The organism is Joostella sp., assembly GCF_048266025.1.
GTDB lineage: Bacteria > Bacteroidota > Bacteroidia > Flavobacteriales > Flavobacteriaceae > Galbibacter > Galbibacter atrarenae.
On sequence record NZ_JBLXAF010000008.1, the window covers coordinates 14,096 to 36,630 of the forward strand.

The 22,535-nt window shown below is 31.6% G+C and carries 23 protein-coding genes; 10 read left to right on the top strand and 13 right to left on the bottom strand.

The window, feature by feature from the left end; all coding sequences use genetic code 11:
- Nucleotides 1–108 precede the first annotated feature (108 nt).
- Nucleotides 109–1,302 (top strand): Gfo/Idh/MocA family protein, encoded by a 1,194-nt coding sequence (locus tag ACN0TY_RS13095; RefSeq protein WP_417444854.1) that lies wholly within the window; start codon nucleotides 109–111, stop codon nucleotides 1,300–1,302.
- Nucleotide 1,303: 1 nt separating this feature from the next.
- Here the strand turns inward: ACN0TY_RS13095 and ACN0TY_RS13100 are convergent, their stop codons facing one another.
- Entirely contained in the window at nucleotides 1,304–1,978 is a 675-nt protein-coding gene (locus ACN0TY_RS13100) for a ZIP family metal transporter (protein WP_236958975.1), read from the bottom strand.
- A gap of 90 nt (nucleotides 1,979–2,068) precedes the next feature.
- On the opposite strand from ACN0TY_RS13100, the gene ACN0TY_RS13105 reads away from it, so the two are divergent.
- Nucleotides 2,069–3,229, top strand: coding sequence for a THUMP domain-containing class I SAM-dependent RNA methyltransferase (locus ACN0TY_RS13105; protein ID WP_236958976.1), 1,161 nt, complete (start codon nucleotides 2,069–2,071; stop codon nucleotides 3,227–3,229).
- A 102-nt stretch (nucleotides 3,230–3,331) separates the two neighbouring features.
- Nucleotides 3,332–3,568, top strand: coding sequence for a hypothetical protein (locus tag ACN0TY_RS13110; RefSeq protein WP_417444855.1), 237 nt, complete (start codon nucleotides 3,332–3,334; stop codon nucleotides 3,566–3,568).
- Here ACN0TY_RS13110 and ACN0TY_RS13115 read toward each other — a convergent pair.
- The 4 genes from ACN0TY_RS13115 to ACN0TY_RS13130 form a co-directional block, all read right to left on the bottom strand.
- Entirely contained in the window at nucleotides 3,565–4,362 is a 798-nt protein-coding gene (locus ACN0TY_RS13115; protein WP_417444856.1) for a DUF6048 family protein, read from the bottom strand. The two genes, ACN0TY_RS13110 and ACN0TY_RS13115, sit on opposite strands and share 4 nt — an antisense overlap.
- Entirely contained in the window at nucleotides 4,343–4,891 is a 549-nt protein-coding gene (locus ACN0TY_RS13120) for a DUF6452 family protein (protein WP_236958979.1), read from the bottom strand. Before ACN0TY_RS13120 ends, ACN0TY_RS13115 begins: the two co-directional genes overlap by 20 nt.
- Nucleotides 4,892–4,925: 34 nt before the next feature.
- Nucleotides 4,926–6,335, bottom strand: a complete 1,410-nt coding sequence (rlmD, locus tag ACN0TY_RS13125) for a 23S rRNA (uracil(1939)-C(5))-methyltransferase RlmD (protein WP_417444857.1) — start codon at nucleotides 6,333–6,335, stop codon at nucleotides 4,926–4,928.
- A 112-nt stretch (nucleotides 6,336–6,447) separates the two neighbouring features.
- On the bottom strand, nucleotides 6,448–7,713 hold the full coding sequence (locus ACN0TY_RS13130; protein WP_417444858.1) for a D-alanyl-D-alanine carboxypeptidase/D-alanyl-D-alanine-endopeptidase: 1,266 nt from the start codon (nucleotides 7,711–7,713) through the stop codon (nucleotides 6,448–6,450).
- Between the two features lie 156 nt (nucleotides 7,714–7,869).
- On the opposite strand from ACN0TY_RS13130, the gene ACN0TY_RS13135 reads away from it, so the two are divergent.
- Together ACN0TY_RS13135 and ACN0TY_RS13140 are read left to right on the top strand one after the other, a co-directional pair.
- Nucleotides 7,870–8,241, top strand: a complete 372-nt coding sequence (locus ACN0TY_RS13135) for a DUF805 domain-containing protein (protein WP_236958982.1) — start codon at nucleotides 7,870–7,872, stop codon at nucleotides 8,239–8,241.
- A gap of 97 nt (nucleotides 8,242–8,338) precedes the next feature.
- Nucleotides 8,339–8,536, top strand: coding sequence for a hypothetical protein (locus ACN0TY_RS13140; RefSeq protein ID WP_236958983.1), 198 nt, complete (start codon nucleotides 8,339–8,341; stop codon nucleotides 8,534–8,536).
- 72 nt (nucleotides 8,537–8,608) lie between these two features.
- Here the strand turns inward: ACN0TY_RS13140 and ACN0TY_RS13145 are convergent, their stop codons facing one another.
- From ACN0TY_RS13145 to ACN0TY_RS13175, 7 genes are all read right to left on the bottom strand, one after another.
- Nucleotides 8,609–9,547 (bottom strand): LysR substrate-binding domain-containing protein, encoded by a 939-nt coding sequence (locus ACN0TY_RS13145; RefSeq protein ID WP_417444859.1) that lies wholly within the window; start codon nucleotides 9,545–9,547, stop codon nucleotides 8,609–8,611.
- 127 nt (nucleotides 9,548–9,674) lie between these two features.
- Nucleotides 9,675–11,006 (bottom strand): DUF58 domain-containing protein, encoded by a 1,332-nt coding sequence (locus tag ACN0TY_RS13150; protein ID WP_417444860.1) that lies wholly within the window; start codon nucleotides 11,004–11,006, stop codon nucleotides 9,675–9,677.
- Nucleotides 11,007–11,060: 54 nt separating this feature from the next.
- Nucleotides 11,061–12,095 (bottom strand): AAA family ATPase, encoded by a 1,035-nt coding sequence (locus ACN0TY_RS13155; RefSeq protein ID WP_417444861.1) that lies wholly within the window; start codon nucleotides 12,093–12,095, stop codon nucleotides 11,061–11,063.
- A 3-nt stretch (nucleotides 12,096–12,098) separates the two neighbouring features.
- On the bottom strand, nucleotides 12,099–13,295 hold the full coding sequence (locus ACN0TY_RS13160) for a DUF4350 domain-containing protein (protein WP_417444862.1): 1,197 nt from the start codon (nucleotides 13,293–13,295) through the stop codon (nucleotides 12,099–12,101).
- Entirely contained in the window at nucleotides 13,292–13,972 is a 681-nt protein-coding gene (locus ACN0TY_RS13165) for a DUF4129 domain-containing protein (protein ID WP_417444863.1), read from the bottom strand. Before ACN0TY_RS13165 ends, ACN0TY_RS13160 begins: the two co-directional genes overlap by 4 nt.
- A 70-nt stretch (nucleotides 13,973–14,042) precedes the next feature.
- Complete coding sequence (locus ACN0TY_RS13170) at nucleotides 14,043–14,981, bottom strand: hypothetical protein (protein WP_417444864.1); 939 nt, start codon at nucleotides 14,979–14,981, stop codon at nucleotides 14,043–14,045.
- On the bottom strand, nucleotides 14,968–15,945 hold the full coding sequence (locus ACN0TY_RS13175) for a stage II sporulation protein M (protein ID WP_236958990.1): 978 nt from the start codon (nucleotides 15,943–15,945) through the stop codon (nucleotides 14,968–14,970). The genes ACN0TY_RS13170 and ACN0TY_RS13175 overlap by 14 nt, the downstream gene beginning before the upstream one ends.
- 30 nt (nucleotides 15,946–15,975) lie before the next feature.
- Here ACN0TY_RS13175 and ACN0TY_RS13180 point away from each other — a divergent pair, with 30 nt between their 5' ends.
- Nucleotides 15,976–16,719 carry an RDD family protein gene (locus ACN0TY_RS13180; RefSeq protein WP_417444865.1) on the top strand — a complete coding sequence of 248 codons (744 nt, stop codon included), beginning with the start codon at nucleotides 15,976–15,978 and terminating at the stop codon, nucleotides 16,717–16,719.
- Nucleotides 16,719–17,342: a trimeric intracellular cation channel family protein gene (locus ACN0TY_RS13185; protein WP_236958992.1), complete on the top strand. Its 624-nt coding sequence runs from the start codon at nucleotides 16,719–16,721 to the stop codon at nucleotides 17,340–17,342. The genes ACN0TY_RS13180 and ACN0TY_RS13185 overlap by 1 nt, the downstream gene beginning before the upstream one ends.
- Nucleotides 17,343–17,355: 13 nt before the next feature.
- Here the strand turns inward: ACN0TY_RS13185 and ACN0TY_RS13190 are convergent, their stop codons facing one another.
- On the bottom strand, nucleotides 17,356–18,084 hold the full coding sequence (locus ACN0TY_RS13190; RefSeq protein ID WP_417444866.1) for a peptidylprolyl isomerase: 729 nt from the start codon (nucleotides 18,082–18,084) through the stop codon (nucleotides 17,356–17,358).
- Here ACN0TY_RS13190 and ACN0TY_RS13195 point away from each other — a divergent pair, their 5' ends adjacent.
- The 3 genes from ACN0TY_RS13195 to ACN0TY_RS13205 all read left to right on the top strand — a co-directional run bounded on the left by ACN0TY_RS13195 (nucleotide 18,085) and on the right by ACN0TY_RS13205 (nucleotide 22,531).
- Complete coding sequence (locus ACN0TY_RS13195; RefSeq protein WP_417444965.1) at nucleotides 18,085–18,726, top strand: NUDIX hydrolase; 642 nt, start codon at nucleotides 18,085–18,087, stop codon at nucleotides 18,724–18,726.
- A gap of 55 nt (nucleotides 18,727–18,781) precedes the next feature.
- Nucleotides 18,782–19,585, top strand: a complete 804-nt coding sequence (locus ACN0TY_RS13200) for a lysophospholipid acyltransferase family protein (protein WP_236958995.1) — start codon at nucleotides 18,782–18,784, stop codon at nucleotides 19,583–19,585.
- Between the two features lie 162 nt (nucleotides 19,586–19,747).
- The gene (locus ACN0TY_RS13205) at nucleotides 19,748–22,531 is read left to right on the top strand and encodes an alpha/beta hydrolase family protein (protein ID WP_417444867.1); all 2,784 of its coding nucleotides are present in this window, start codon (nucleotides 19,748–19,750) and stop codon (nucleotides 22,529–22,531) included.
- The last annotated feature ends 4 nt before the right edge of the window (nucleotides 22,532–22,535 follow it).

Consider the following 22,535-nt stretch of genomic DNA (forward strand, 5'->3'; position numbering starts at 1 on the left):
TTGCTTTTAAATAAGGTACGTACACATTTTTTATTTGTACCCTTATATTTTAGCCTTTTAGTTTTAAATTAAATAATTATTAACCCCCTATAAATACCGAATAAATTAATGAAACGTAGAGATTTTGTAATGAAAAGTAGCGCTGCATTAGCAGCTACATCAGTTTTTGGAACTGTTGCAGCGAATTCATTTTCATTTGATAAACCCATTCAAATCGGAGTTATCGGAACTGGAAGTAGAGGAGGAGGTCTTATTCCTTTTTTAAATGAAATAGAGGGAATAACAGTAGGTGCATGTTGCGATGTTTTACCTTTCCGTCTAGAAAAAGGATTAAAGCGAGCAGGAAAGCAAGCTAAATCTTATACAGATTATAATGATCTTTTAGCAGACAAAAATATTGATGCTGTTCTTATAGCTACTCCCTTTGCAACTCACGGAAAAATAGCAATGGATGCTTTGAAAGCTGGAAAGCATGTGTATTGTGAAAAAACAATGACCAGAGGCTATAAAGAGATAAAAGACTTAGTAGATTTAGCTGAAAGTTCTGGTAAAATTGTTCAAACAGGACATCAATATCATAGTTCTAGAATGTATGTTGATATTGTTAAAATGATTAATGAAGGTAAAGTAGGTAATATTACTGCTTTTGAGTGTCAATGGAACAGAAATGGAGATTGGAGAAGAGCAGTGCCAGATCCATCCCTTGAGCATGCCATTAATTGGCGTATGTACGAAGAGTTTTCAGGGGGATTAGTAGCTGAATTATGTTCACATCAGATAGATTTTGTTAATTGGGTAACCAAGTCTACTCCTAAACGTGTTATGGGAATGGGAGGAATTGATTATTGGAAGGATGGTAGAGAAACATACGATAATGTGCATCTTATGTATGAATACCCTCAAGGTGTAAAAGCTACTTTTACATGCTTAACTTCTAATGCAAAAGATGATTACCAAATTAAAGTTATTGGAGACAAGGGAACTTTAATATTAGACTATACAAAAGCTTGGTTTTATCCTGAAGGGAGAAAACAAAATAGTAAAGTGTTAGGAGATGTTGATGGCGTTTCTGGTGCTACAATTACTACTGGATGGGATGAAGGTAAAGGGATACCATTAAATATAGATCATGAGGATCCAAGTAAGCAAGCTTTAATGGATTTTAGAGATAGTATCTTAACAAATAAGCAACCTATATCCAATGTGGTAACTGGAGCAAATGCTGCAATTGCCGTACAAATGGGAATAGATGCAATGCATCAAAATAGAATTGTAACTTGGGAAGAATCGTCTTTGTTATAATTTAGACGTAATAAGCAATTACAATCCCCAAGAGAATTACGATTAATTTTCTAAGGTTAAATTTATGTCCTTCTGAGCTTTCAAAAAGTATAACAGTTGAGATATGTAAAAAGATACCAATTACAATAGCCGATATTTCATGATAGTAATCCTTTGCTATTTGGAAATTATCGGCTATATAGCTTCCTAAAGGGGTCATTAAAGAAAAGAAGATTAAGAAAGCAGCTATTTTAGTTTTACTCATCTTAGAGTTTATAAAAAAAGTGCTAAGAATAATCGCGATCGGAATTTTATGGATTATTATTCCGTAAACTAAAGTATCGTGTTCATGCATCGGAAAACCTTCTAAAATGGAATGGATACTTAAACTAACAAATAGTAACCAAGGGAATTTATTCATATCATCATGGATATGAACATGGCCATGTTCAGCTCCTTTCGAAAAGAACTCCAAGAAAATCTGTAGTAATATTCCAAGCATAATAAAGACTCCAGTTCGTTTGGTGTCTCCATGATGATATACTTCTGGAAAGAGATTAAAAACAGTAATAGACAATAAAAATGCCCCACTAAAAGCTAAGAATAGCTTAAGGTTGCTCTTTTCATTGAATTTAAAAAGGACAACGATTAAGAATCCTATAAGTACAGCTAATATTGGAAGTAGATAATTTAACATATTAAAATCCCTATTTTAATGGGCATATCTTGTATTTATTATTTCAGCGAGCTAAATTAATGTATTTTTGTCTTTTAAAGTAAATACAATATGCCTAATAATTTTAAAATGGTAGCTAAAACCATGTTTGGTTTTGAAGAGGTGCTAGAAAATGAACTCAGAAAGTTGGGGGCTCTTAATATAGAAAAGGGAGTTAGGAATGTTTCTTTTGAAGGGGATCAAGGGTTTATGTACAAAGCAAACCTTTGCCTGCGTACAGCTATAAAAATTTTAAAGCCTATTCATAGTTTTAAAGTAAGGGACGAGCAAGACCTTTATGATAAAATATATAAAATGGATTGGGAAGCATATATGTCTTATAACAATACGTTTGCTATAGATGCTACAGTAAATTCAGAAAAATTTAACCATTCTTTATTTATAGCATTAAAAACAAAAGATGCTATTGCAGATAAGTTTAGAAATACTGTAGGAAAACGTCCAGATGTAGATTTGAAATATCCAGATCTTAGAATAAACATACATATCCAGAAAGATATATGTAATGTCTCTTTAGATAGTTCTGGTCAGTCTTTGCATCAGAGAGGTTATAAAACAGCAACCAATATAGCTCCTATAAATGAGGTTTTGGCAGCAGGAATGCTGTTGCTAAGTGGTTGGGATGGCCAGTCGGATTTGCTTGATCCAATGTGTGGAAGTGGAACAATTCCAGTAGAGGCTGCAATGATTGCTTGTAATATTCCAGCAAATATCAATAGAAGAGAGTTTTCTTTTGAAAAATGGAGAGATTATGATCAAGATTTATTTGATAAGATTGTAGAGAGTAGCCTCAAGAAGACAAGGGAATTTCACCATAAAATTTATGGTTTCGATAAAGCGCCTTCAGCGGTAACAAAAGCAATTGACAATGTAAAAAATGCTAATCTATCTGATTATATTACTATTGAGAGGCAAGATTTTTTTGCTTCAGTTAAGCAAACAGAAGGAAAACTGCATATGGTTTTCAATCCGCCTTATGGAGAACGATTACAGATAGATATGGAAGCTTTTTATGCTGAAATTGGAGATACATTAAAGCAAAGCTATCCAAATACAGATGCTTGGTTTATAACTTCAAATATGGAAGCAATTAAAAATGTTGGTTTGAGACCTTCAAGAAGAATTAAACTTTTTAACGGGAAGCTAGAAAGTAAGTTATTGAAGTATGAAATTTATGAAGGTAGTAAGAAAGCTAAATTCAATAAATACTAGTAGTTAGTTAAAACTTAATTAATAATAAAATATAAATATATGCTCAGAGCCTAACATCTGAGCATATATTTTGGAATATAAAATCGATAAATAGTTTATAAAATGAAGCCTAAAACAAAAGCATTAATATATAATTTAGTAGGGTTTATTGGGATATTTTTAATCCTTCGTTTTAGTTTATTGTATCTGATTGAAGATGTATCTCATATTGTTCTAGTTCTAATAGCAGCTTTTTGCAGTAGTTTATTAGCTCCAAAATTTGCCGTAGTAGAAATTGAAGATAAAGAGCAGATTAAAATGAAGTGGATTTTCTTAAAAGGTTTTAAAGATGTAAACTAGTTATTTTCTGGTTTATCCTTTTCTTTCTTTTTAGGCTTATCACTTTTAAATATTGGAATTAAATAAGATAAAGTGTAGTTGTAACCTACCCCAAATCTACTTCCGTCTGTAACCTTGTTAAAGCCAGGGATAAATAAGTTTGGAAATTGACTAGCTTCAGTCTCGTTAATTAAGAAATTAAGGCGGACACTTCCACTTAAATATAAATTTCTGAAAAGCTCTACTTTAAGTCCAAAAACTACTTCTGTCCATTGTGCATTTAATCCACTGTAAGTACCCAACATATCTTCTCCTGTAATTCCAGCGGCAGTTTCTCCCCAAAATTGATTAGGATTATATACTTGGTATTCATTTAATGTTTGATCAAAAGTACTGAGTCCGAAACGAATTCCTATATTTATAATATTCTCCATTCCATACCAATTCTCATAGGTATTCCAATCAAAACCAATTTTTACGTAGCTTCCGTTAGTAGTGAAATTAAAGTTGTCTTCTTGAGTTGTTTTTTCTTCATTACCAAGCTCTGCAGCAACATAAAAGTTGTGTGAAACTCTAAAATCAGCTACAAGTTCTAAACCTCTATAGTCATCGTCAATAAGAGAACGAATTGGCTTACTAAGGTCTATTCCAACACGTAAACCGTAACGTTGTTTGTATGAGATACTGTCATTTACAATTTTCTCTATAGGGGCAATAGAATCAGTAACAACACTATCTATTGCTTTTGTTTCCTCCTGAGAAAACCCAAAAAAAGTAAAAAGTAAAAATAGACTACTAAAGATATATTTTAACATGTATGGTGTCTTGATGTTCTAAATTTGTGTCTTGGTCTAATAAAGCAAGAATCCACTCGTCAGGATTAGGATCGGGCCCTGTATACTCAGGATTTAAGATACTAACTAATTCTGAAAAATTAACTCCATAGCCACAACCTCTTGAAATAAAATATTCTTGACGAGCGTAATTAAATTGTAAAGTGTCGATATCTCCAGTTTCTAGACCATCGTCATCATCTTGCGAATTATAAATAAATAAAAACTTACTTGTAGTTTCAGATGTTCTTAAGGGGATATCTACTTCAGTTTGACTAGATCTGTCTGAAAACGTGTTTAATGTATCAACGACTTCATCATTATTATCTAGTCCTATAATTCTTAAATTAGGAACAGCTTTTTCTTCCTCTTGATCTGAAAAGTCATAAAAACCTACTTTCAGATATGGTGTAGTCTGCGTTTCCTCTGGACAGATATCATCTTTTTCACAAGCGGAAAAAATAGCTCCACCAATGGCTAATATAAAAAATACTGCTAATAATTTCTTCATCTTAATTAGTTTCCTTCTTTAGCGGAAGATTATTTTATCTTCTTTGTAAAAGTACAACGTTTTCCACATGATGTGTTTGTGGGAACATATCTACAGGCTGCACCTTAATTACTTTATATAAATGATCCATAAGTGCAAGGTCTCTAGCTTGAGTAGCACTGTTACAGCTTACATAAACTATTTTTTCTGCAGCGATATTTAATAACTGCTGCACAACATCTTTGTGCATTCCATCTCTTGGAGGGTCTGTAATTACTACATCAGGCTTGCCATTTTGCTCGATAAAAGTATCGTTAAATACTTCTTTCATATCCCCTGCGTAGAAAGTAACGTTATCTATCCCGTTTAATTGTGCATTTGCCTTTGCATCTTCAATAGCTTCTGGAACAGATTCTACACCAACGACTTTTTTTGCTTTTTTAGCAACAAATTGAGCGATGGTTCCTGTTCCTGTATATAAATCGTATACAAGCTCATCTCCAGAAAGGTCTGCAAAATCACGAGTTATTTTATACAACTCATACGCTTGTTCAGAATTTGTTTGATAAAAAGATTTAGCATTTATTTTAAACTTTAAACCTTCCATCTCCTCAAAGATGTGATCTCTACCAGCATAACATACTATTTCTTGATCATAGATAGTGTCGTTTGGCTTTTGGTTGATTACATATTGGAGTGACGTAATCTCTGGAAACTCCTCTTTAAGGAAATCTAATAATAGTTCTCTTTCTTCTTTTTTATCGTCGTAAAGCTGAATTAAAACCATAATCTCTCCCGTAGAAGAAGTACGGATCATCATCGTTCTTAATAAACCAGTTTGATTACGTGGATTAAAGAATTCAAAATTATTTTTTAAAGCAAAATCTTTAACAGCTGTTCTAATGGCATTAGATGGATCTTCTTGAAGATGACATTTATTAATGTCTAAGATCTTATCCCACATACCTGGAATATGAAATCCTAAGGCATTCTTATCTCCAAAATCTTTATCGCTTTGGATTTCTTCTAACGTAAGCCAGCGGCTATCAGAAAAAGAAAACTCCATTTTATTGCGATAAAAGTATTGCTTTTCAGAACCTAAAATAGAAATGAATTCTGGTAATTCTATTTTTCCTATTCTAGCTAGATTGTTTAGAACCTCTTTTTGCTTGTAAAAAAGCTGATGTTCATAAGCCATGTTTTGCCATTTACAACCCCCACAGACTCCAAAATGCTCACATTCAGGATTTGTTCTCTTCGGAGACTTTGTATGGAACTTGGCTATTTTACCTTCAAAAAAGGCTTTGCGCTTTTTAAAAGTTTGTACATCTACAATATCTCCCGGTACTGCATATGGTAGAAAGATTACGCGTCCGTCAGGAGCTTTGGCAACTCCTTTTCCTTTAGCGGCAGCATCTATTACTTCTACCTCTTCAAAAATCTGTTTCTTGTTCTTTCTTGCCATGCCGCAAAAATAGGATTTTTAGTTTGAATGTTACTTATAAAATTATAAAGTTGATAGCTATAATTTTTCAGTAATTAAGATGATACAAGAGAAAATCTGTAATCTTAAATAATTAGTAATTGTCTCTTATCCATTCTAAAAGTGGAGTCATATGTTTTTTTACTTCTGTACTTCCACCTCGATAATGGTTATTCATAAAACTAAAAATTAATACCTCACCAGATTTTGTTTCTATATAACCACTTAAACAATAATTGTTGCTTAAAGTACCCGTTTTAGCATGGATATATGGTTTTGGATTTCCTTTAAAATAATTTTTTAAAGTTCCTGTTTCTCCTCCAGTAGGGAAAATATCAAAGAGCGTTTCTGTAGGAATTTCTTCATATAATTTATCTAGAACAAATACCATAGATTGTGGAGTGAAAAGATTATACCTTGAAAGTCCAGAACCATCTACCCATCTTGGATTCTGCTTAATGCCTGATAAATCGTTTTCAAGAATGTAATCTTGTGCTTTATGGCTACTTAATTTATCTCCCAAAGTAGAAGAGGAAAGTATTAAAAGCTGTTCTGCAATAAAATTATCACTCACATGCATCATTCTTTTATATACGGAATCTGCTTTTATTCCATAAATAATCTTTTTTTCTCCTTCAGGAAATGTAGAAGTAATTTTTATTTTCTTCTGAAGGATGTTTTCTAAAATACCTTTTACAACTATACTGTCTGTAATATATGGGATTTCGACGGTGTCTTTTTTTGAAGGATTTAAATAAAACTTATTTTCATGCATCGAACGCCTTTGTTGTGCATTTATAAGACTAATATTTTCTTTAAAATAATCAGGCGAAACGTACAACGAACCTTCATTATTTACAGTAACTACATTTCCATATAAAGGAAACGAACTTCGCTCAGGAGCATAATAGGTATCGTAATCATCCCAAGACCAGCCTGGTCCATATTTAGAGTCCTCTAGATTGTTATAATATAAGTTTATATGTTGTTGATTTTTTAAGAATGAGATTGCCGTACTGTCTTTTAAATAAGGATGTAAACTGGCTGGATTACCAACTCCTTCAATGTAAATTTCATCATTTTTAACCAAATACTTTAGTGTAGGTAAGTTCTCTGGAAGTAATTTGTGTGCTGTATAAAGAGTGAAAATTTTAGTATTACTAGCAGGAGTAAAGTATTTAGCTCCGTTATAATCTATAATCGTATCACCCGACTTTGGATTGTAAACAAAAAGACCTGTAAATTGATTTTTAAAAAAATCAGCATCCAAGTCAGTTTTTACTTCCTTAGGAAGATTCTTTACGGAAGAACAAGCAATACTGTTTAGAACAACGATTATTAATAATAGAATTTTTTTCATTTAAGTATAATATTTTTAAAAATGTGAAATTAATTAAAAATGAATATCTATAGGTTATGAGTCGCATTTTAATCTCAACTATTTAACAATTTTACGTGTTAATTTTTTAATCTAATAAAAATTAACTATTTTAGGAGCACCTAAATCTTAATTATTATGTTTAAAAATACTTTTTCTTTCGATGGAAGAATTCGAAGAACAGAATATGGACTAAGTTTAATTATTACCTTCATTGGCTATCTCATAGCATTTTCATTAACCACATTATTAGCATCTTGGATAACTATCGACACAACTGGAGTAGGTTTGTTGTTTTGGGTATTCTTTTTACCAGTATTCTATTTTAATATTACTCAGAATACAAAAAGATGTCATGATCTTGGTAAAAGTGGATGGTTTCAGATGATTCCATTTTATATTATTATGCTTCTTTTTATAGAAGGTAAAGAAGGAACTAATGCTTATGGACGAAACCCTAAAGAGATTTGTCTTTATGAAAACATGCAAGAGGCAACTAGAGCGTCATAACTTTAACAATTAAGTTTTGATTTTAACTATTAGCCAACAATTTTATATTGAAACTAACGTTAATTTTAAACAACCAATTTAATAAACAAAATATAGGATGGCAAGAGCTATGTTTGAGTACACTAAAACGGTGTTGCAAAAGGTAAGCTTCGATCCTAGACTCTTTTCAAGAGAACTAGAGAAAGCAGCAAAAAGGTTGCTACCTTATGAATTAGATGAACTTAGAATTTGGGTTAATCTATATATTCAAGGTAGGCCAGAATTATCAAAATCTTTAATTTATTTCAATCAATAATATAAAAGCCACTATTAAGTGGCTTTTTATTTATATAATCTAACAGGTTTATACACTTTTTATTGATGTATCTTACTTGTTAATAGGACTTATTATTTTTACATTTTGGAATGCTATAGCTCCGCGAAGTACTCCTGCAATAATGTCTTTTAGAGCATCGGTGATATGCATTTTTAACTCACTTTTATGGTATATTAAGCTTACCTCTCTTGCTGGATTAGGTTCCGTAAAATAGCGTAAATTCTTTTTCTGATTATCGCTAACATCTAATGTGTGTAAATAAGGTAGTAAAGTCATACCTAAACCTTCATCAGCAAGCTTCATCATTGTTTCGAAGCTACCACTTTCTAATTGGAAATGGTCATCTTTAAAACCTTTTTTAGATTTACATAAATTTATAACTCCATCTCTAAAACAATGGCCATCTTCTAAAAGGAGAATATCATCAATATCTAAGTCGTTTACACTTATTTTATCTAATTTATTTAATCTGTGATTCTCTGGAATATAAGCTACAAAAGGCTCGTAAAATAAAACTCTTTCTTTTATATTTTCATTCTCAAGAGGAGTTGCAGCAATTGCAGCATCTAAATATCCATCCTCAAGTTTTTCAATTATTGTTTGCGTACTTAATTCTTCAATTTTTAAGTTGACTTTTGGATATTTATTTACAAAGTTTTTTAAAAATAAAGGAAGTAAAGTTGGCATCACTGTAGGGATAATTCCTAATCGGTATTCTCCTCCTATAAATCCTTTTTCTTGGTCTACAATATCTTTAATTCGATAAGATTCATTGACAATATTTTTAGCTTGCTCTACAATTTTTTTACCAACTTGAGTGAGTTGAATTGGCTTCTTACTCCTGTCAAAAATTAAAATATCTAGTTCATCTTCTAATTTTTGTATTTGCATACTTAAAGTAGGTTGTGTAACAAAACTCTTCTCTGCTGCATGTGTGAAGTTTTGATATTCAGCAACCGATAAAACATATTGTAATTGTGTAATTGTCATCCTAAATAATTTATTACAAAGTTACAAAACTATTAGAAAACTTTATAGCGAGATGTATTTTTCATTTGTTCCGCTTATGGGGTGAAGTGTTGAGATAAGAACATGTATCACCCAAAACATTAATTATTTAGATCAATCCTCTAGCTTTAATCTCTAGGTATTTATTTATAGTATCTATGGTAAGATTTTCTGGAGAAGTAAGAATAGAGTAAATCCCATATTTTTTTAACTCATTTACAATAAGACGCTTTTCGAAAGCAAATTTTTCGGCAATAACCTTATCATATACTTCTTGAATAGAATTTGCTTCTTCTTTTATTAGTGAATCTAATTCCGTATTATCAAAAAATATAATTACTAAAAGATGATTCTTAGCAATAGCTTTTAAATAGGGAAGCTGTCGATGGAGCGCATCTAAAGTTTCAAAATTTGTATATAAGAATAGGAGACTTCTTTGGTTAATATGAGTTTTTATGTCTCCATAAAGTCTACCAAAATCACTTTCGAAATAATCAGTTTCTATATTATAAAGAGTTTCCAGTATAAGATTCATCTGACTATTTCTACGTTCTGCAATTACCGTGTTCTCTACCTTTTTTGAGAAAGTAAACATTCCTGCTTTATCTTGCTTTTTTAAAACAACATTACTTATTATTAAAGTAGAATTAATAGCATAATCTAATAAACTTAGTCCGTTAAAAGGCATTTTCATAACACGCCCCTTGTCAATAACAGAATATACAGGTTGTGACTTTTCATCCTGAAACTGATTTACCATCAATTGATTTCTCTTAGCGGTAGCCTTCCAATTTAGAGTTCTAATATCATCACCTTGAACATATTCTTTAATCTGTTCAAACTCCATGGTATGACCAATTCTACGGATTTTTTTTATTCCGTACTGATGCAAACTATTTGAAAAAGCCATTAAATCGTACTTTTTAAGCTGTAAGAATGCAGGATATGTAGGCACCATTGTGTTTTCAGAAAACCGATAGCGTTTACTAGTAAAGCCTATAAAACTTGAGATATAAATATTTAATTTCCCAAAATAGTATTCTCCACGTTCGGTAGGTCTTAATTCATATTTTAAGATTACTTTTTCTGATGGTTTTAAAGCTTTTGAAATTTTAAAATCTCTGATTTGAAACTGTACCGGAATTTCATCTATTACAATTGCATTTACTGAGAAATTATACTGATTTTCTAATGTTATATGTACTGTGTTTTTGTCTCCATTAGAAAATTTATCTGGAGCCTCCCTAGAGACAATCAGTCCTTTTTTTACGAAGAAAAGAATAAGAATATCTAAAATAAAAAATACTATAAAGCTAAATAATACTATTTGCGAAATAAAAAACAACCACTCTAAAATAAAACTCAATAGAAATAGGACTACTATTCCTGAAGCGAAATAGTAAAACCTGTTTTCAATATATAATTGTTTTATAAGTTTCATGTTTAGCAAATACGTATTTTAAAATTTATTTTGATCCTTTTGAACTTTATTTAGCTATCTAGGGATTTCTATAGTTTGGATTAATTGATTTACAATTTGCTTAGCAGTAATTCCTTCCATCTCTCTTTCAGGAGTTATTATAATTCGATGCTGAATTACAGGTAACGCTACTTTTTTAATGTCTTCAGGAGTTACAAAATCTCTTCCGTTTATTGCTGCAAAAGCTTTAGAAGCCTTTAATATAGCAATAGATGCTCTAGGAGAAGCTCCCATGTATAGAAACTCATTATTTCTTGTTTGATGAATTATCTCTGCGATATATTTGATGAGATTAGGTTCTATGATAATTTCATTTACTAATTGCTGATATTTTATGACTTGTTCTTCAGTAAGGAAAGAGTTTACCTTATCTATTTTTTTATTTTCTTTAAGCTGATGCTCTCTTAAAATAATATCTACCTCTTCTTCTAAAGAGGGATAAGTAATGTCAATTTTGAATAAAAAGCGATCCAATTGCGCCTCTGGAAGTCTATAAGTTCCCTCTTGCTCTATAGGGTTTTGCGTGGCTAGAACCATAAAAGGAGGGGTTAATATATAACGAGTACCATCCATAGTTATTTGCTTTTCTTCCATTACTTCAAAAAGAGCAGCTTGTGTTTTTGCAGGAGCCCTATTTATCTCATCGATTAAAAGCATATTCGTAAAAACAGGTCCTTTTTTAAACTCAAATTCAGATTTTTTAAGGTCAAAAATAGATGTCCCAAGGATATCAGAAGGCATTAGATCTGGAGTAAATTGTATCCTGCTAAAATCTACTGTTAGTGTTTTTGCTAGCAATTTTGCTGTAATTGTTTTTGCCACGCCAGGCACACCTTCAATTAATACATGTCCGTTTGCTAATAATGCAGTAAGGAGCATATCAATAATGTGTTTCTGACCAACAATTACTTTTCCTAGCTCCGTTTTTATGTTGTTTATAGCTTCCTGTAACTCTGTTAGATCAACTCTATTTTTAAAAGCTAAATCTTCATTTTGTGAAACTTGTTCTTTATTTTGATCCTCTGCTTGATTTTCTAATGGTGTATCCATGGCTTATTTTTTCTGATAGAATTTTTCAATGAGTTTATTTAAATCGATTAAATTTTCTTCTGTACAATTAGACTTGTCTTTTATAGAAAGTATGTAATCGATTAGTTTTTTTACTTTTTCTTCCTTAACGCCAGATTTTAATGAAAGCTGATGTATGAATTTCTCATCCAACATCGCAGTATTTAGATGGTAATCACGACGTATTTTTTCAAAGAAATAAGTGATTTTTTTATTTATTATATTATTGTGATCCTTAGATTCATAATAAAGGTTTGCAACTGTTTTTGTAAACTGGACGGTTGTGTTTTGTAATGGTGTTATGATTGAAATTGCACGTTGCCTTCTTTTAGCGTTGAAAAGCATAAATGTAATAATAAAAAATACGGCTAATAACCATGCCCATTTTAAAGCGGGTTTTGAAAATATATACCGCAGGGGAGAGTCAGAAATATAATTGCCTTGTTTGAAATCAGAATCAAATAAAACTGTTCCGTCTGGTAAGTATGATAAAACATCCGTTACATATTTATAATTATCACCTTTTAAAAGATAGTAATTTGTAAAGGCATACGGTTGTGTATGCAGAAGGATAGCTCCCTTTTTGTATTTTATTTTGACAAAATTAATATGTGTGTCTTCAAAATCTTGATACCCTAAAACAGTTGTGGTTTCTTTATTTAATTTTTTGAAATAATAATTACTTCTTCCTTTAGTATCAGTAATAGAATCGCCCTTGAAAGCATTATTGGCCAATCTAAATTTAGCACTTCCTTGAAAGCTATATTTATTATCAATTACAAATTGAAGTGAGTCTTGCAAGATTTCAGGAAATCCTTCCGAAGCTATAAAAAGGGTATTCCCTTCCGCAGCAAAATTTAAAAGCTTTTCTATAGAAACTTGGTCAAGATTAAAGCTTGGCTTTATCTTTATATAACTCCCTTTGACATTATAAATATCTTCATCCCAATTGTAATGATCTTCTAAGAATTCATAGGCAGTTTCATGTAAATCTATAATTGAATCGTTAGGGAATTGCGTTGGCAACTCATCACGAAAAACTTTTATTCCAAAGGGGATTGCATCTTTTTCACTAAAACTAGGTGCCCAATCAATAGGTTTAGGCCTAGAAGCCTCAAAAGCAATAGCTCCAATGAAAAGGAGTGTTAATATGGCGATATATATTTTTAGTGTTTTGTTCATTTCTTAACCGATTTTATGAGGGTTTCAAAACGAACAGCTGCATTTTTATAGGCGGCTTCTTCAATAGGGAATTCTCCGTACCAGATATAATTGTAAAGGTAAGAGGAATATGAAAATTTAGACTTTAGAGTCTTGTCGTCAATTTCATTTATATAATCGCTATTTGTTTTTTCAGCGTCATAATGTATGTGCTCTCCATCAGACAATTCTTTTAAAAGCCATAAATAATAATAACGAACCGCAAGGCGATAGTTTTTGTCATTATAAGCTTGCGCTATTAATTTTTCAAAATCTGTAGTATGAAGATTGGCTTCCACATCGTGGATGTTTAATGCTTTTTTATCAGAATATCTTCCAAAAATCCAATTCCCTTCTTTATTTAAAATCGCTTTCACGATGATATAGATTACGAATAGAAATATCAGAAGATAAATAACTCTAGAAATGATAGTTACCAGTTGTTCTGCTTCAATATCATCATTTAGTTTAAAGAGATCATTAATAAGGTCAGTAAACCATTTTTTTAATCTTGAAAACCAACCATTGGGATTGGTTTCAGATTCGTAATTGTATCTGTCAGAAGTATACTTTTCTTTAAAATTAGCTTCATAATTCCGCTTTTCTATCGTGGTATTATAATCGACCCTTAAAGAATCTTCAGCTTTAATTTTTTGCAAGGAATTTTGCCCATAACCAAAAGTTATAGAAAGGTAAATAAGAAAGAAAAATATCTTTTTGAGGTGCATATTAATAACTTCCTATTTCGTCGATTTCGCTTTTGGTATTAATATTTTCGGTGTCCTCTTTTAAGCTGAAAAATATGATACTCTGATTCATCTGTAAAATGGTAGTAAGAATTATGTTCACAAAAAATGCAACCATATAGACGGCAGTTAACATAGTAATAATTGTCATAGATTGGTCTGTAGTATTCATATTAGAAGCTTCTTCTGCACCTAAAACTAAAGAGCCCATAGCAAAGGAATATGGAATTAAAGTAACAATACCTTGTACCACTTGAATCATGATATAAAATAAAGCCACGCAGCCATTAGCAGCCCAGAAGTTCTTAAAAGAAAGATTAAAACCATAAGAAAAACACTCGAAAACTCCTTTGTTTGTCTGTAAATATGTGATGAATGCGATATAATAAAATTGTGATAACCAAGCTACAGCAATTAGTAGAAGTGGAATTCCAATGATTGTAATAGTTAAAATCACGATAATAAGACCTAAGGCCATAAACAAAGGAATCGCGATTAAAATTCCTGCAAGCAGGAAGGTAAATATTTTTCCTAAATTAGATTTTAAAGCGTCAACGATATCATTTTTAGAGAAATCACTGCCTTTATTTTTTTCATATAAAAGAAAATAAAGAGGTGTGTAGGCATAATTTACAATTCCCAATAGTAACGCTATTATTACAAATAGAAAACCAAATATAACTAAGACTCCTAGATTTTGGTCTAGGTAGTTGGTTAGAGAGTTACCTCCGTCTCCAAAAGTATCTGAGAAAATTACATTAGTATAGAATCGAGAAAAGAAAAACATCATTACTAAAAGAATAATGATTAAGATTCCATTTATTATAAAGTAGTTTTTATAAAAATGTTTTCCGTTTTCTCTTAGAAACGTAAATGTGTCTGAAAAATAATCGCCAAAAGTTCTAGATTTATATAGCTGCATATGCTTTAGTTAGTTTTTTATATACAATTCTTGGGTAAATTAAATAGTAGAATGAAATGATACTAAGTGTAATTAAAATAATTCCTATTGATAAAAAGTGAGGCATGGTATCAGAATATCTAGTTACAAAACCTTCTAGAAATCCTGCTGATATTGTAAAGGGAAAAGTGCTGATTAATATTTTGACTCCGTTTTTGACTCCAATTTTAAAGGATTCTATTCTAGAAAAAGTTTTAGGAAATAGAATGCTAGCTCCCAATAAAAGTCCTGCTGCGCCTTCAATTACAATAGCAAAAATCTCCATAGCTCCATGGATCCAAATTCCACGAACACTTTCCCAAAATACTCCTTCTTGTTGAAACATATATTGAAAAGCTCCAAGCATGATTCCGTTACTCATAAGTACCCAACCCGTTCCTAAGCCACCAAAAATGCCATATATAAACGATTTTATACCTACAAAAAGATTATTAAAAGTAATAGCAATAAAACCACCCCAATTACTTCCAGTTTTATAAATAGCTACTGGATCTCCTTTTTGAATGTTTTCAATGGTTCGATTAACATAATCTTCACCGAGAATAAGTCGTACAAAAGTATCATCATTAGCAGCAGAGATTACTCCAATAGTAACAAAGCAGAAAAAGATAATAAATGCATAGGCAATATACCTTCGGTATTCATAGACAACAAGTGGAACTTCTGTTTTCCAAAAAGAAAGTATTCTATTAGTATCTTGCCTTTTTGTTTTATAAATTTTTTGAAATGCTTTTGCAGCAAGCTGATTTAGATATTTAATTATTTTACTTTTGGGGTAATAAGTTTGCGCAAAAGAAAGGTCATTAATCAAATGTATGTATTGAGAAGCTAGATCGTCAGGATCTTTAAATTGATTATGAAAAATAGCTTTTTCAAAGCTCAGCCATTTTTCTTTATTTTGTTTAATAAATGCAACTTCTCTCATGTAGAATAAAAGTTTAAATTAAGGAAGAAAATGTCAGAGTTACAAATTAACACCACACAAAATGTAAACATAATGTTTACGGCGGCTTCGGTAGGGGAGCGTATTCTGGCATATGCAACAGATTTCTTGATTAAAATAGCATACGTATCGACAATAGGATATTTTATTTTTTACTTAACAGGACTCTGGGATTATATGCGATCTCTAGACGATTGGTCGCAAATGGCACTTATAATTCTATTTTTACTTCCTGTAATTTTTTATACTTTATTGTTCGAATCTCTTCTAGAAGGGCAAACGATTGGTAAAAGGATACTGAAGATAAAAGTGGTTAAAATTGATGGTTATCAAGCTTCTTTTTCTGATTATGTAGTACGTTGGTTGTTTAGAGTTATAGATATTAATATGATGTCTGGGATTGTAGCATTAATTAGTATAATTGTAAGTAATAAGAGTCAGCGATTAGGAGATATTACGGCAGGTACTTCTGTGATTACTTTGAAGGATAAAGTAACAATGAATCAAACTATTCTAATGGATCTTGCTGAAGATTATAAGCCAACCTATCCTTTGGTGATTAAATTATCTGACAATGATGCAAGAATTATAAAAGACACATACGAAACTGCTAGAAAGGCATCGGATCATAAAACGATGCAAAAGCTAAAAGATAGAATAGAGAAAGTAACAGGAATAGAGTCCGTTCACAATAATACACATGCGTTTGTGAAAACTGTTTTAAAGGATTATAATTACTATACACAACACATGTAATGTTTTATTATATAATAGATTTATTAGGAACTATTGCCTTCACAATTTCGGGAGTAATGGTCGCTATGAATAAACGTCTCGACCCATTCGGGATTTTTATTATTGGATTTGTAACCGCATTAGGAGGAGGAACGATAAGAGATGTGTTATTGGGGATAAAACCAGTAACATGGCTTATAAATTCCACCTATATGTATGTGGTAATGGGAACTGTTTTATTTGCTGTTATTTTTCGAGATAAGTTAAAGTATTTTAATAAGTCTTTATTTCTTTTTGATACAATCGGAATAGGTTTATATACTGTTGTAGGATTAGAAAAAGGAGTCGCTGCTGGATTACACCCCATTATGTGTATAGCTTTAGGAACTGTGAGTGCTTGTTTTGGAGGGGTTTTACGGGATATTTTATGCAATGAAATACCTGTAATATTTAGAAGAAAAGAAATTTATGCAACTGTGTGTATATTAGGTGGAGTAACTTATTTTATATTAAAATTTTTCTCTATAGAAAGTAATATAGCATTTGCTATTCCTATTATAGTAGTTATTGTTGTTCGACTTTTGGCTGTGAAATATGGATTAAAACTTCCTTCAGTTTACAAAGATGAGGTAGACGACGTATGATAAAAACTTATTGCTATTCTACAATTTCAACAGAAATTATATTAACATTTTTTAGAGGCCATTCATCACTTCCCGCAGGTACATTATTTATTTTATCTACTACATCCATTCCTGAAATTACACGTCCAAAAGCTGTATATTTTCCATCTAAATGATGTGCTCCATGTTTGGCAGTCACAATGAAAAATTCAAAAGGGGAAGCTAATTTGTGTGGGTTAGCAACATCATCACTACTTGGCATTGAAATAACGCCACGATCGTGTTTTAGTCCTTTTTTAGTATCAGGTGGAAGTAGGTGAAAACCTATGCTATCTCTCTTTTTTGCTGTAGACATCATGTCTGTATTTCCTCCTTGGATAATAAAGTTTTTAACTACACGATGAAAATAGGTGTTGTTGAAATACTTCTTCTTTGTTAGATAAATAAAATTCGCTCTATGATAAGGGGTTTGATTGTAGAGATCAACGACAAAACTTCCTAAGGAGGTATTTATTTTTACAACATGTTCTAAGTGTTCTTTTTGATATTCAAATAGAAACGGAATTGCATTCTCTTCTGTGAGCACAAAACGTTTCTCTTCTTCCTTTTTACGTTCTAATTCTTTTATTTTTGCTGAATCGACTTTTACAGTGTCTTTAGCATTTTTTTCAGTAGCGGCTTTAGCTTTTTTTGAAGAGTCCCCACAACTTGATAAAATAAATAATAGTATTATTGTAATTACTCTAACTGTATAATAATGCATATGAAATTTGCTGATTTTTACGATTTGATTCCAAAAATAAAAAATATGCCACTACCAGGGCAAGAATCTCATAATAAAATGGCGCCTTTAATTAGGACACAATTATTAAAGGAAGAAAATTATAAGAAAAAAGATCCTAGAAAAGCTGGGGTAGTATGTCTTTTTTATCCTGATGAGCACCTTCATACAAAACTGTTATTGATACTTCGAAAAACATACAACGGAGTACATTCCAATCAAGTAGGTTTTCCTGGGGGAAAGGTAGAGCTTTCAGATAAAAATATTGAAGAAACAGCTTTAAGAGAAACATGGGAAGAGGTTGGGGTCTCTCCAAAGAAGATTCAGCTTGTAAAAAAAATGTCTGAAGTTTATATTCCACCTAGTAACTTTATCGTGCAACCTTTTATAGGAATAGCAGAAAATGAATTGCAATTTGTTTTGCAAGAGGATGAGGTAGAAGACATTATAGAAGTTCCTTTTTTAGATTTTATGAATGACGACATGCTTTTTGAAGAAAACTTAACAACATCTTACGCTAAAAATATAGATGTACCTGCCTTTAAGCTAAATGATTATACCGTTTGGGGAGCTACAGCAATGATGTTGAGTGAGGTTAAAGAAATGTTTAAAAAGCTAATCTAAGGTTAAGATTTTGTATTTTTGTAGCTTTATTAACACTAGCATATAACTATTAGTAATGGGATTGTTTAAGAAAAATCCTTTCGGACATATATTATTCTTAAAAAAGTGGCTTATACGTATAGCGGGGTTATTAACTCATAGACGCTACAGAGGCTTCAATGAACTGCAAATAGAAGGTTCTGACATTATAAAAAACCTTCCAGAAAGTGGAGTTTTATTTATCTCCAATCACCAAACTTATTTTGCGGATGTAGTAGCTATGTTTCATGTTTTTAATGCTAGTTTGAGCGGGCGTGAAGATTCTATAAAAGATGTTACTTATTTATGGCAGCCAAAATTAAATATTTATTACGTAGCTGCTAAAGAGACAATGAAATCTGGGCTATTACCTAAAATATTTGCTTATGCCGGATCTATCAGTATTGAACGTACATGGAGAGCAGGAGGAGAAGATGTAAATAGGCAGGTTAAATTCAGCGATATTTCAAATATAAAAACAGCTTTAGATGACGGTTGGGTAATTACTTTTCCTCAGGGGACTACAAGACCTTGGAAGCCTATCCGAAAGGGTACAGCTCATATCATTAAACAATACAAACCTATTGTAATTCCTGTAGTTATAGATGGTTTTAGAAGGTCTTTTGATAGAAAAGGACTTCGAGTTAAGAAAAAAGGAATTCTACAGTCAATGATAATTAAGGAACCACTGGATATAGATTATGATAATGAATCTATAGATGAGATTGTAGAAAAAATAGAATATGCTATCGAGCAGCATCCTTCATTTTTAAAGGTGATCCCAGAGGAAGCTATTGCAGAAATGGAAGACCTCAATAAAACGAGACAATGGGATTATTAAATTCACTATAGCTATTTTATAGTGTCTATTTTCAATGCTTAGTATTTATAGGAGCATGAAATATGCTATTCTTCATAATTATATTCTTTTTTGCTTGTATTGAAACTCTTCATTTAGCTATCTTGGGGCAATAAACTCAACACATACTATAAAAAGGTTTCAATGGTAAAAAAAATAGCGCTATTAGCTTTATTTCAAATTTTAACTGTTTCCCTAACTGCACAAAAAAAATCAATCTCTGTAGAAGATTTTGATACTTGGAAACAAATCGAAAACAAGAAGATTTCAGAAAATGGAGAATATCTAGTCTACGAATATAACCCAGGAATGGGAGACGGTACATTAGTTATTACAAATCTTAAGAGTGGTAAAACAGATTCTATCTCCAGAGGATACAGTGCTACAATAAGTGGAAAAAGTAGTTTTGTAGCTTTTAAAATTAAAGCTCCAATTGAGATCCGTAGAAAAGAGGAAACTGAAAAAACAAAGAAGAGTAAACGAATAAAAGATTCTCTTGGTGTTTTTATTCTTGAAACTGGAAAGACTCTTAAATATGCAGATAATAGTGGTTTTAAACTTCCTGAGGAAGGTGGAGATTGGCTAGCATATAAAACGATAGTTAAGGTCAAAAAAGATACTCTTTCAGTTGTAAAAGATAGCATAGATAATGACGATAAGAAGAAAAGCAAAGCTAAGAATGATACTATTTTAGTAGCATATAACCCTCTTTCCAAAGATAGTATTGCCTTTAAGGATGTGAATGACTACACTTGGTCAAAATCAGCAAATAAATTACTACTTAGTTTAGAAAAGAAGGATTCTACTCTTACAAGTTCGACTTTAATAAAATTTGATGGAGATACTCAGAAATTTGATACTATTTTTTCTTCTGAAGGAATTATAAAGCAAACTACTCTTGATGAGAAAGGGAACCGTTTAGCGTTTCTACTTTCTAAAGATACTACAGATGTTAAAAACTACGAATTGTATGTTGGTGAGCAGGATAAAGTGAATACTGTAAATACAAGTAGTATAAAAGAATTACCAAAAGGATGGCTTCCTTCAGAGAATCAAAATATTTATTTTTCTGAAGATAGTAAACGTATGTTTTTTGGAACTGCAGAAGCTCAAATTGAACGTGAAAAGGATACGTTGTTAAATGCAGAAAGAGAGCGTTTAGATATTTGGTCATGGACAGATACCGAATTGCAGCCTATGCAAAAACTAAACGTTAAGAAGGATAAGAATAAAACATATTTGGCCGCTTATGATTTTGAAAAGAATGCAGCTGTCCAAATAGGAGATACTATTGTTCCAGATATTAGAATGTATGATGACGGAGATGCTAAATATGCTATTGGAAGTACCGATGAGAAATATAAGAGAGCAACTTCATGGTCTGCACTATTTTTAGATGATTTTTATCTTGTAGATACAGAAACTGGAGTGAAAAAGGAACTAATTACTGGTCAGAATAACGTTTGGGTAGGACCATCGCAAAAGTACGCTGTTTATTATAATAGAAATGATAGCATTTATTATTCTATAAATATTGCTTCTCAAAAGGAGCAGCCTATTACAGATAAAATTAGTGTTGCTTTTTATGATGAATTGAACGATACTCCAAACGATCCGAGACCTTATGGTATTGCTGGTTGGGAAGAAGATGACAAATCAGTTTTTATTTACGACCGTTATGATATTTGGAAAATTGATCCTTCTGGAGCAAAAGCACCAAAAAATGTAACCAAAAGCGGGAGAGTAAATACTACTGAATATAGATATATTCAATTGGATAGGGATGAAGATTTTATCAATCCGAAGAAAGCACTTTTATCAGTATTTAATGAAACTAATAAGAAAGCAGGTTATGCATATGCTAATTTGCTAAAAGAAAATACTCCAGATGCTTTTATTTATGACGATTATCGTTTTGGAAATCCTCTAAAAGCTAAAAATTCAAATACAGTTCTATACACAAAAGAGGCTTACACTCTATATCCTGATGTGTTAAAAACAGATCTTTCATTTAAAAATTCTGAGAAAGTTACAAATGGAGGTAAGCAGCTTGATAATTATAAGTGGGGGAAAGTTAGTTTAGAAAAATGGACCAATTATGACGGAGTAGAACTGCAAGGATTATTGTATGTCCCAGAAGGATTAGATCCAAATAAAAAGTATCCTTTAGTTTCATATTTCTATGAACGATTATCAGATACGTATCACCGTTTTTATTCTCCTACACCAAGTCGTTCTACAATAAACAAGGTGTTTTATCCAAGTAATAATTACATCGTTTTTGTTCCAGATATTGTATATAAAGAAGGGCATCCAGGAGAAAGTGGATATAACTGTATAGTAAGTGGAGTAGAAGCTATGGAAGCAAAGTATAGCTTTATAGATGGTGAGCATATGGCATTACAAGGACAGAGTTGGGGAGGTTACCAAACTGCATATATTGTAACTAAGACAGATAAATTTGCTGCAGCAATGGCTGGTGCACCAGTTAGTAATATGACAAGTGCCTATGGAGGAATCCGTTGGGGAAGTGGAATGAGTAGAATGTTTCAATATGAACATACTCAGAGTAGAATTGGGGGTATGCTATGGGATGAGTTTGATCTTTATGTAGAGAATTCACCTCTCTTTAAAGCGCCAAAAGTTACAACTCCTCTTTTAATGATGCATAATGATGATGATGGTGCAGTGCCGTGGTATCAAGGAATAGAATTTTATGTTGCCTTAAGAAGACTTGATAAACCTGTATGGATGCTTTCTTATAACGATGAACCTCACAACTTGAAAGGGGAAAGCTGGGGAAATCGTAAAGATTTATCTATTAGAATGATGCAATTTTTTGATCATTATTTAAAAGGAAAGCAAGCACCAGAGTGGATGGAAAAAGGGAGGTCTGCAGTAGAAAAGGATTATAATAAAGGATATTAATTTA

Excerpts from the sequence above, each read along its gene's own strand:
- ACN0TY_RS13100 (WP_236958975.1), bottom strand. The coding sequence starts at position 1,978 with ATGTTAAATTATCTACTTCCAATATTAGCTGTACTTATAGGATTCTTA.
- ACN0TY_RS13190 (WP_417444866.1), bottom strand. The coding sequence starts at position 18,084 with ATGCATTATTATACAGTTAGAGTAATTACAATAATACTATTATTTATT.
- ACN0TY_RS13205 (WP_417444867.1), top strand. The coding sequence starts at position 19,748 with ATGGTAAAAAAAATAGCGCTATTAGCTTTATTTCAAATTTTAACTGTT.
- ACN0TY_RS13170 (WP_417444864.1), bottom strand. The coding sequence starts at position 14,981 with ATGCAGCTATATAAATCTAGAACTTTTGGCGATTATTTTTCAGACACA.
- ACN0TY_RS13195 (WP_417444965.1), top strand. The coding sequence starts at position 18,085 with ATGAAATTTGCTGATTTTTACGATTTGATTCCAAAAATAAAAAATATG.
- ACN0TY_RS13115 (WP_417444856.1), bottom strand. The coding sequence starts at position 4,362 with ATGTTAAAATATATCTTTAGTAGTCTATTTTTACTTTTTACTTTTTTT.
- ACN0TY_RS13180 (WP_417444865.1), top strand. The coding sequence starts at position 15,976 with ATGTCAGAGTTACAAATTAACACCACACAAAATGTAAACATAATGTTT.
- ACN0TY_RS13155 (WP_417444861.1), bottom strand. The coding sequence starts at position 12,095 with ATGGATACACCATTAGAAAATCAAGCAGAGGATCAAAATAAAGAACAA.
- rlmD (WP_417444857.1), bottom strand. The coding sequence starts at position 6,335 with ATGGCAAGAAAGAACAAGAAACAGATTTTTGAAGAGGTAGAAGTAATA.
- ACN0TY_RS13095 (WP_417444854.1), top strand. The coding sequence starts at position 109 with ATGAAACGTAGAGATTTTGTAATGAAAAGTAGCGCTGCATTAGCAGCT.
- ACN0TY_RS13185 (WP_236958992.1), top strand. The coding sequence starts at position 16,719 with ATGTTTTATTATATAATAGATTTATTAGGAACTATTGCCTTCACAATT.
- ACN0TY_RS13200 (WP_236958995.1), top strand. The coding sequence starts at position 18,782 with ATGGGATTGTTTAAGAAAAATCCTTTCGGACATATATTATTCTTAAAA.
- ACN0TY_RS13105 (WP_236958976.1), top strand. The coding sequence starts at position 2,069 with ATGCCTAATAATTTTAAAATGGTAGCTAAAACCATGTTTGGTTTTGAA.
- ACN0TY_RS13135 (WP_236958982.1), top strand. The coding sequence starts at position 7,870 with ATGTTTAAAAATACTTTTTCTTTCGATGGAAGAATTCGAAGAACAGAA.
- ACN0TY_RS13175 (WP_236958990.1), bottom strand. The coding sequence starts at position 15,945 with ATGAGAGAAGTTGCATTTATTAAACAAAATAAAGAAAAATGGCTGAGC.
- ACN0TY_RS13130 (WP_417444858.1), bottom strand. The coding sequence starts at position 7,713 with ATGAAAAAAATTCTATTATTAATAATCGTTGTTCTAAACAGTATTGCT.
- ACN0TY_RS13150 (WP_417444860.1), bottom strand. The coding sequence starts at position 11,006 with ATGAAACTTATAAAACAATTATATATTGAAAACAGGTTTTACTATTTC.
- ACN0TY_RS13160 (WP_417444862.1), bottom strand. The coding sequence starts at position 13,295 with ATGAACAAAACACTAAAAATATATATCGCCATATTAACACTCCTTTTC.
- ACN0TY_RS13140 (WP_236958983.1), top strand. The coding sequence starts at position 8,339 with ATGGCAAGAGCTATGTTTGAGTACACTAAAACGGTGTTGCAAAAGGTA.
- ACN0TY_RS13110 (WP_417444855.1), top strand. The coding sequence starts at position 3,332 with ATGAAGCCTAAAACAAAAGCATTAATATATAATTTAGTAGGGTTTATT.
- ACN0TY_RS13145 (WP_417444859.1), bottom strand. The coding sequence starts at position 9,547 with ATGACAATTACACAATTACAATATGTTTTATCGGTTGCTGAATATCAA.
- ACN0TY_RS13120 (WP_236958979.1), bottom strand. The coding sequence starts at position 4,891 with ATGAAGAAATTATTAGCAGTATTTTTTATATTAGCCATTGGTGGAGCT.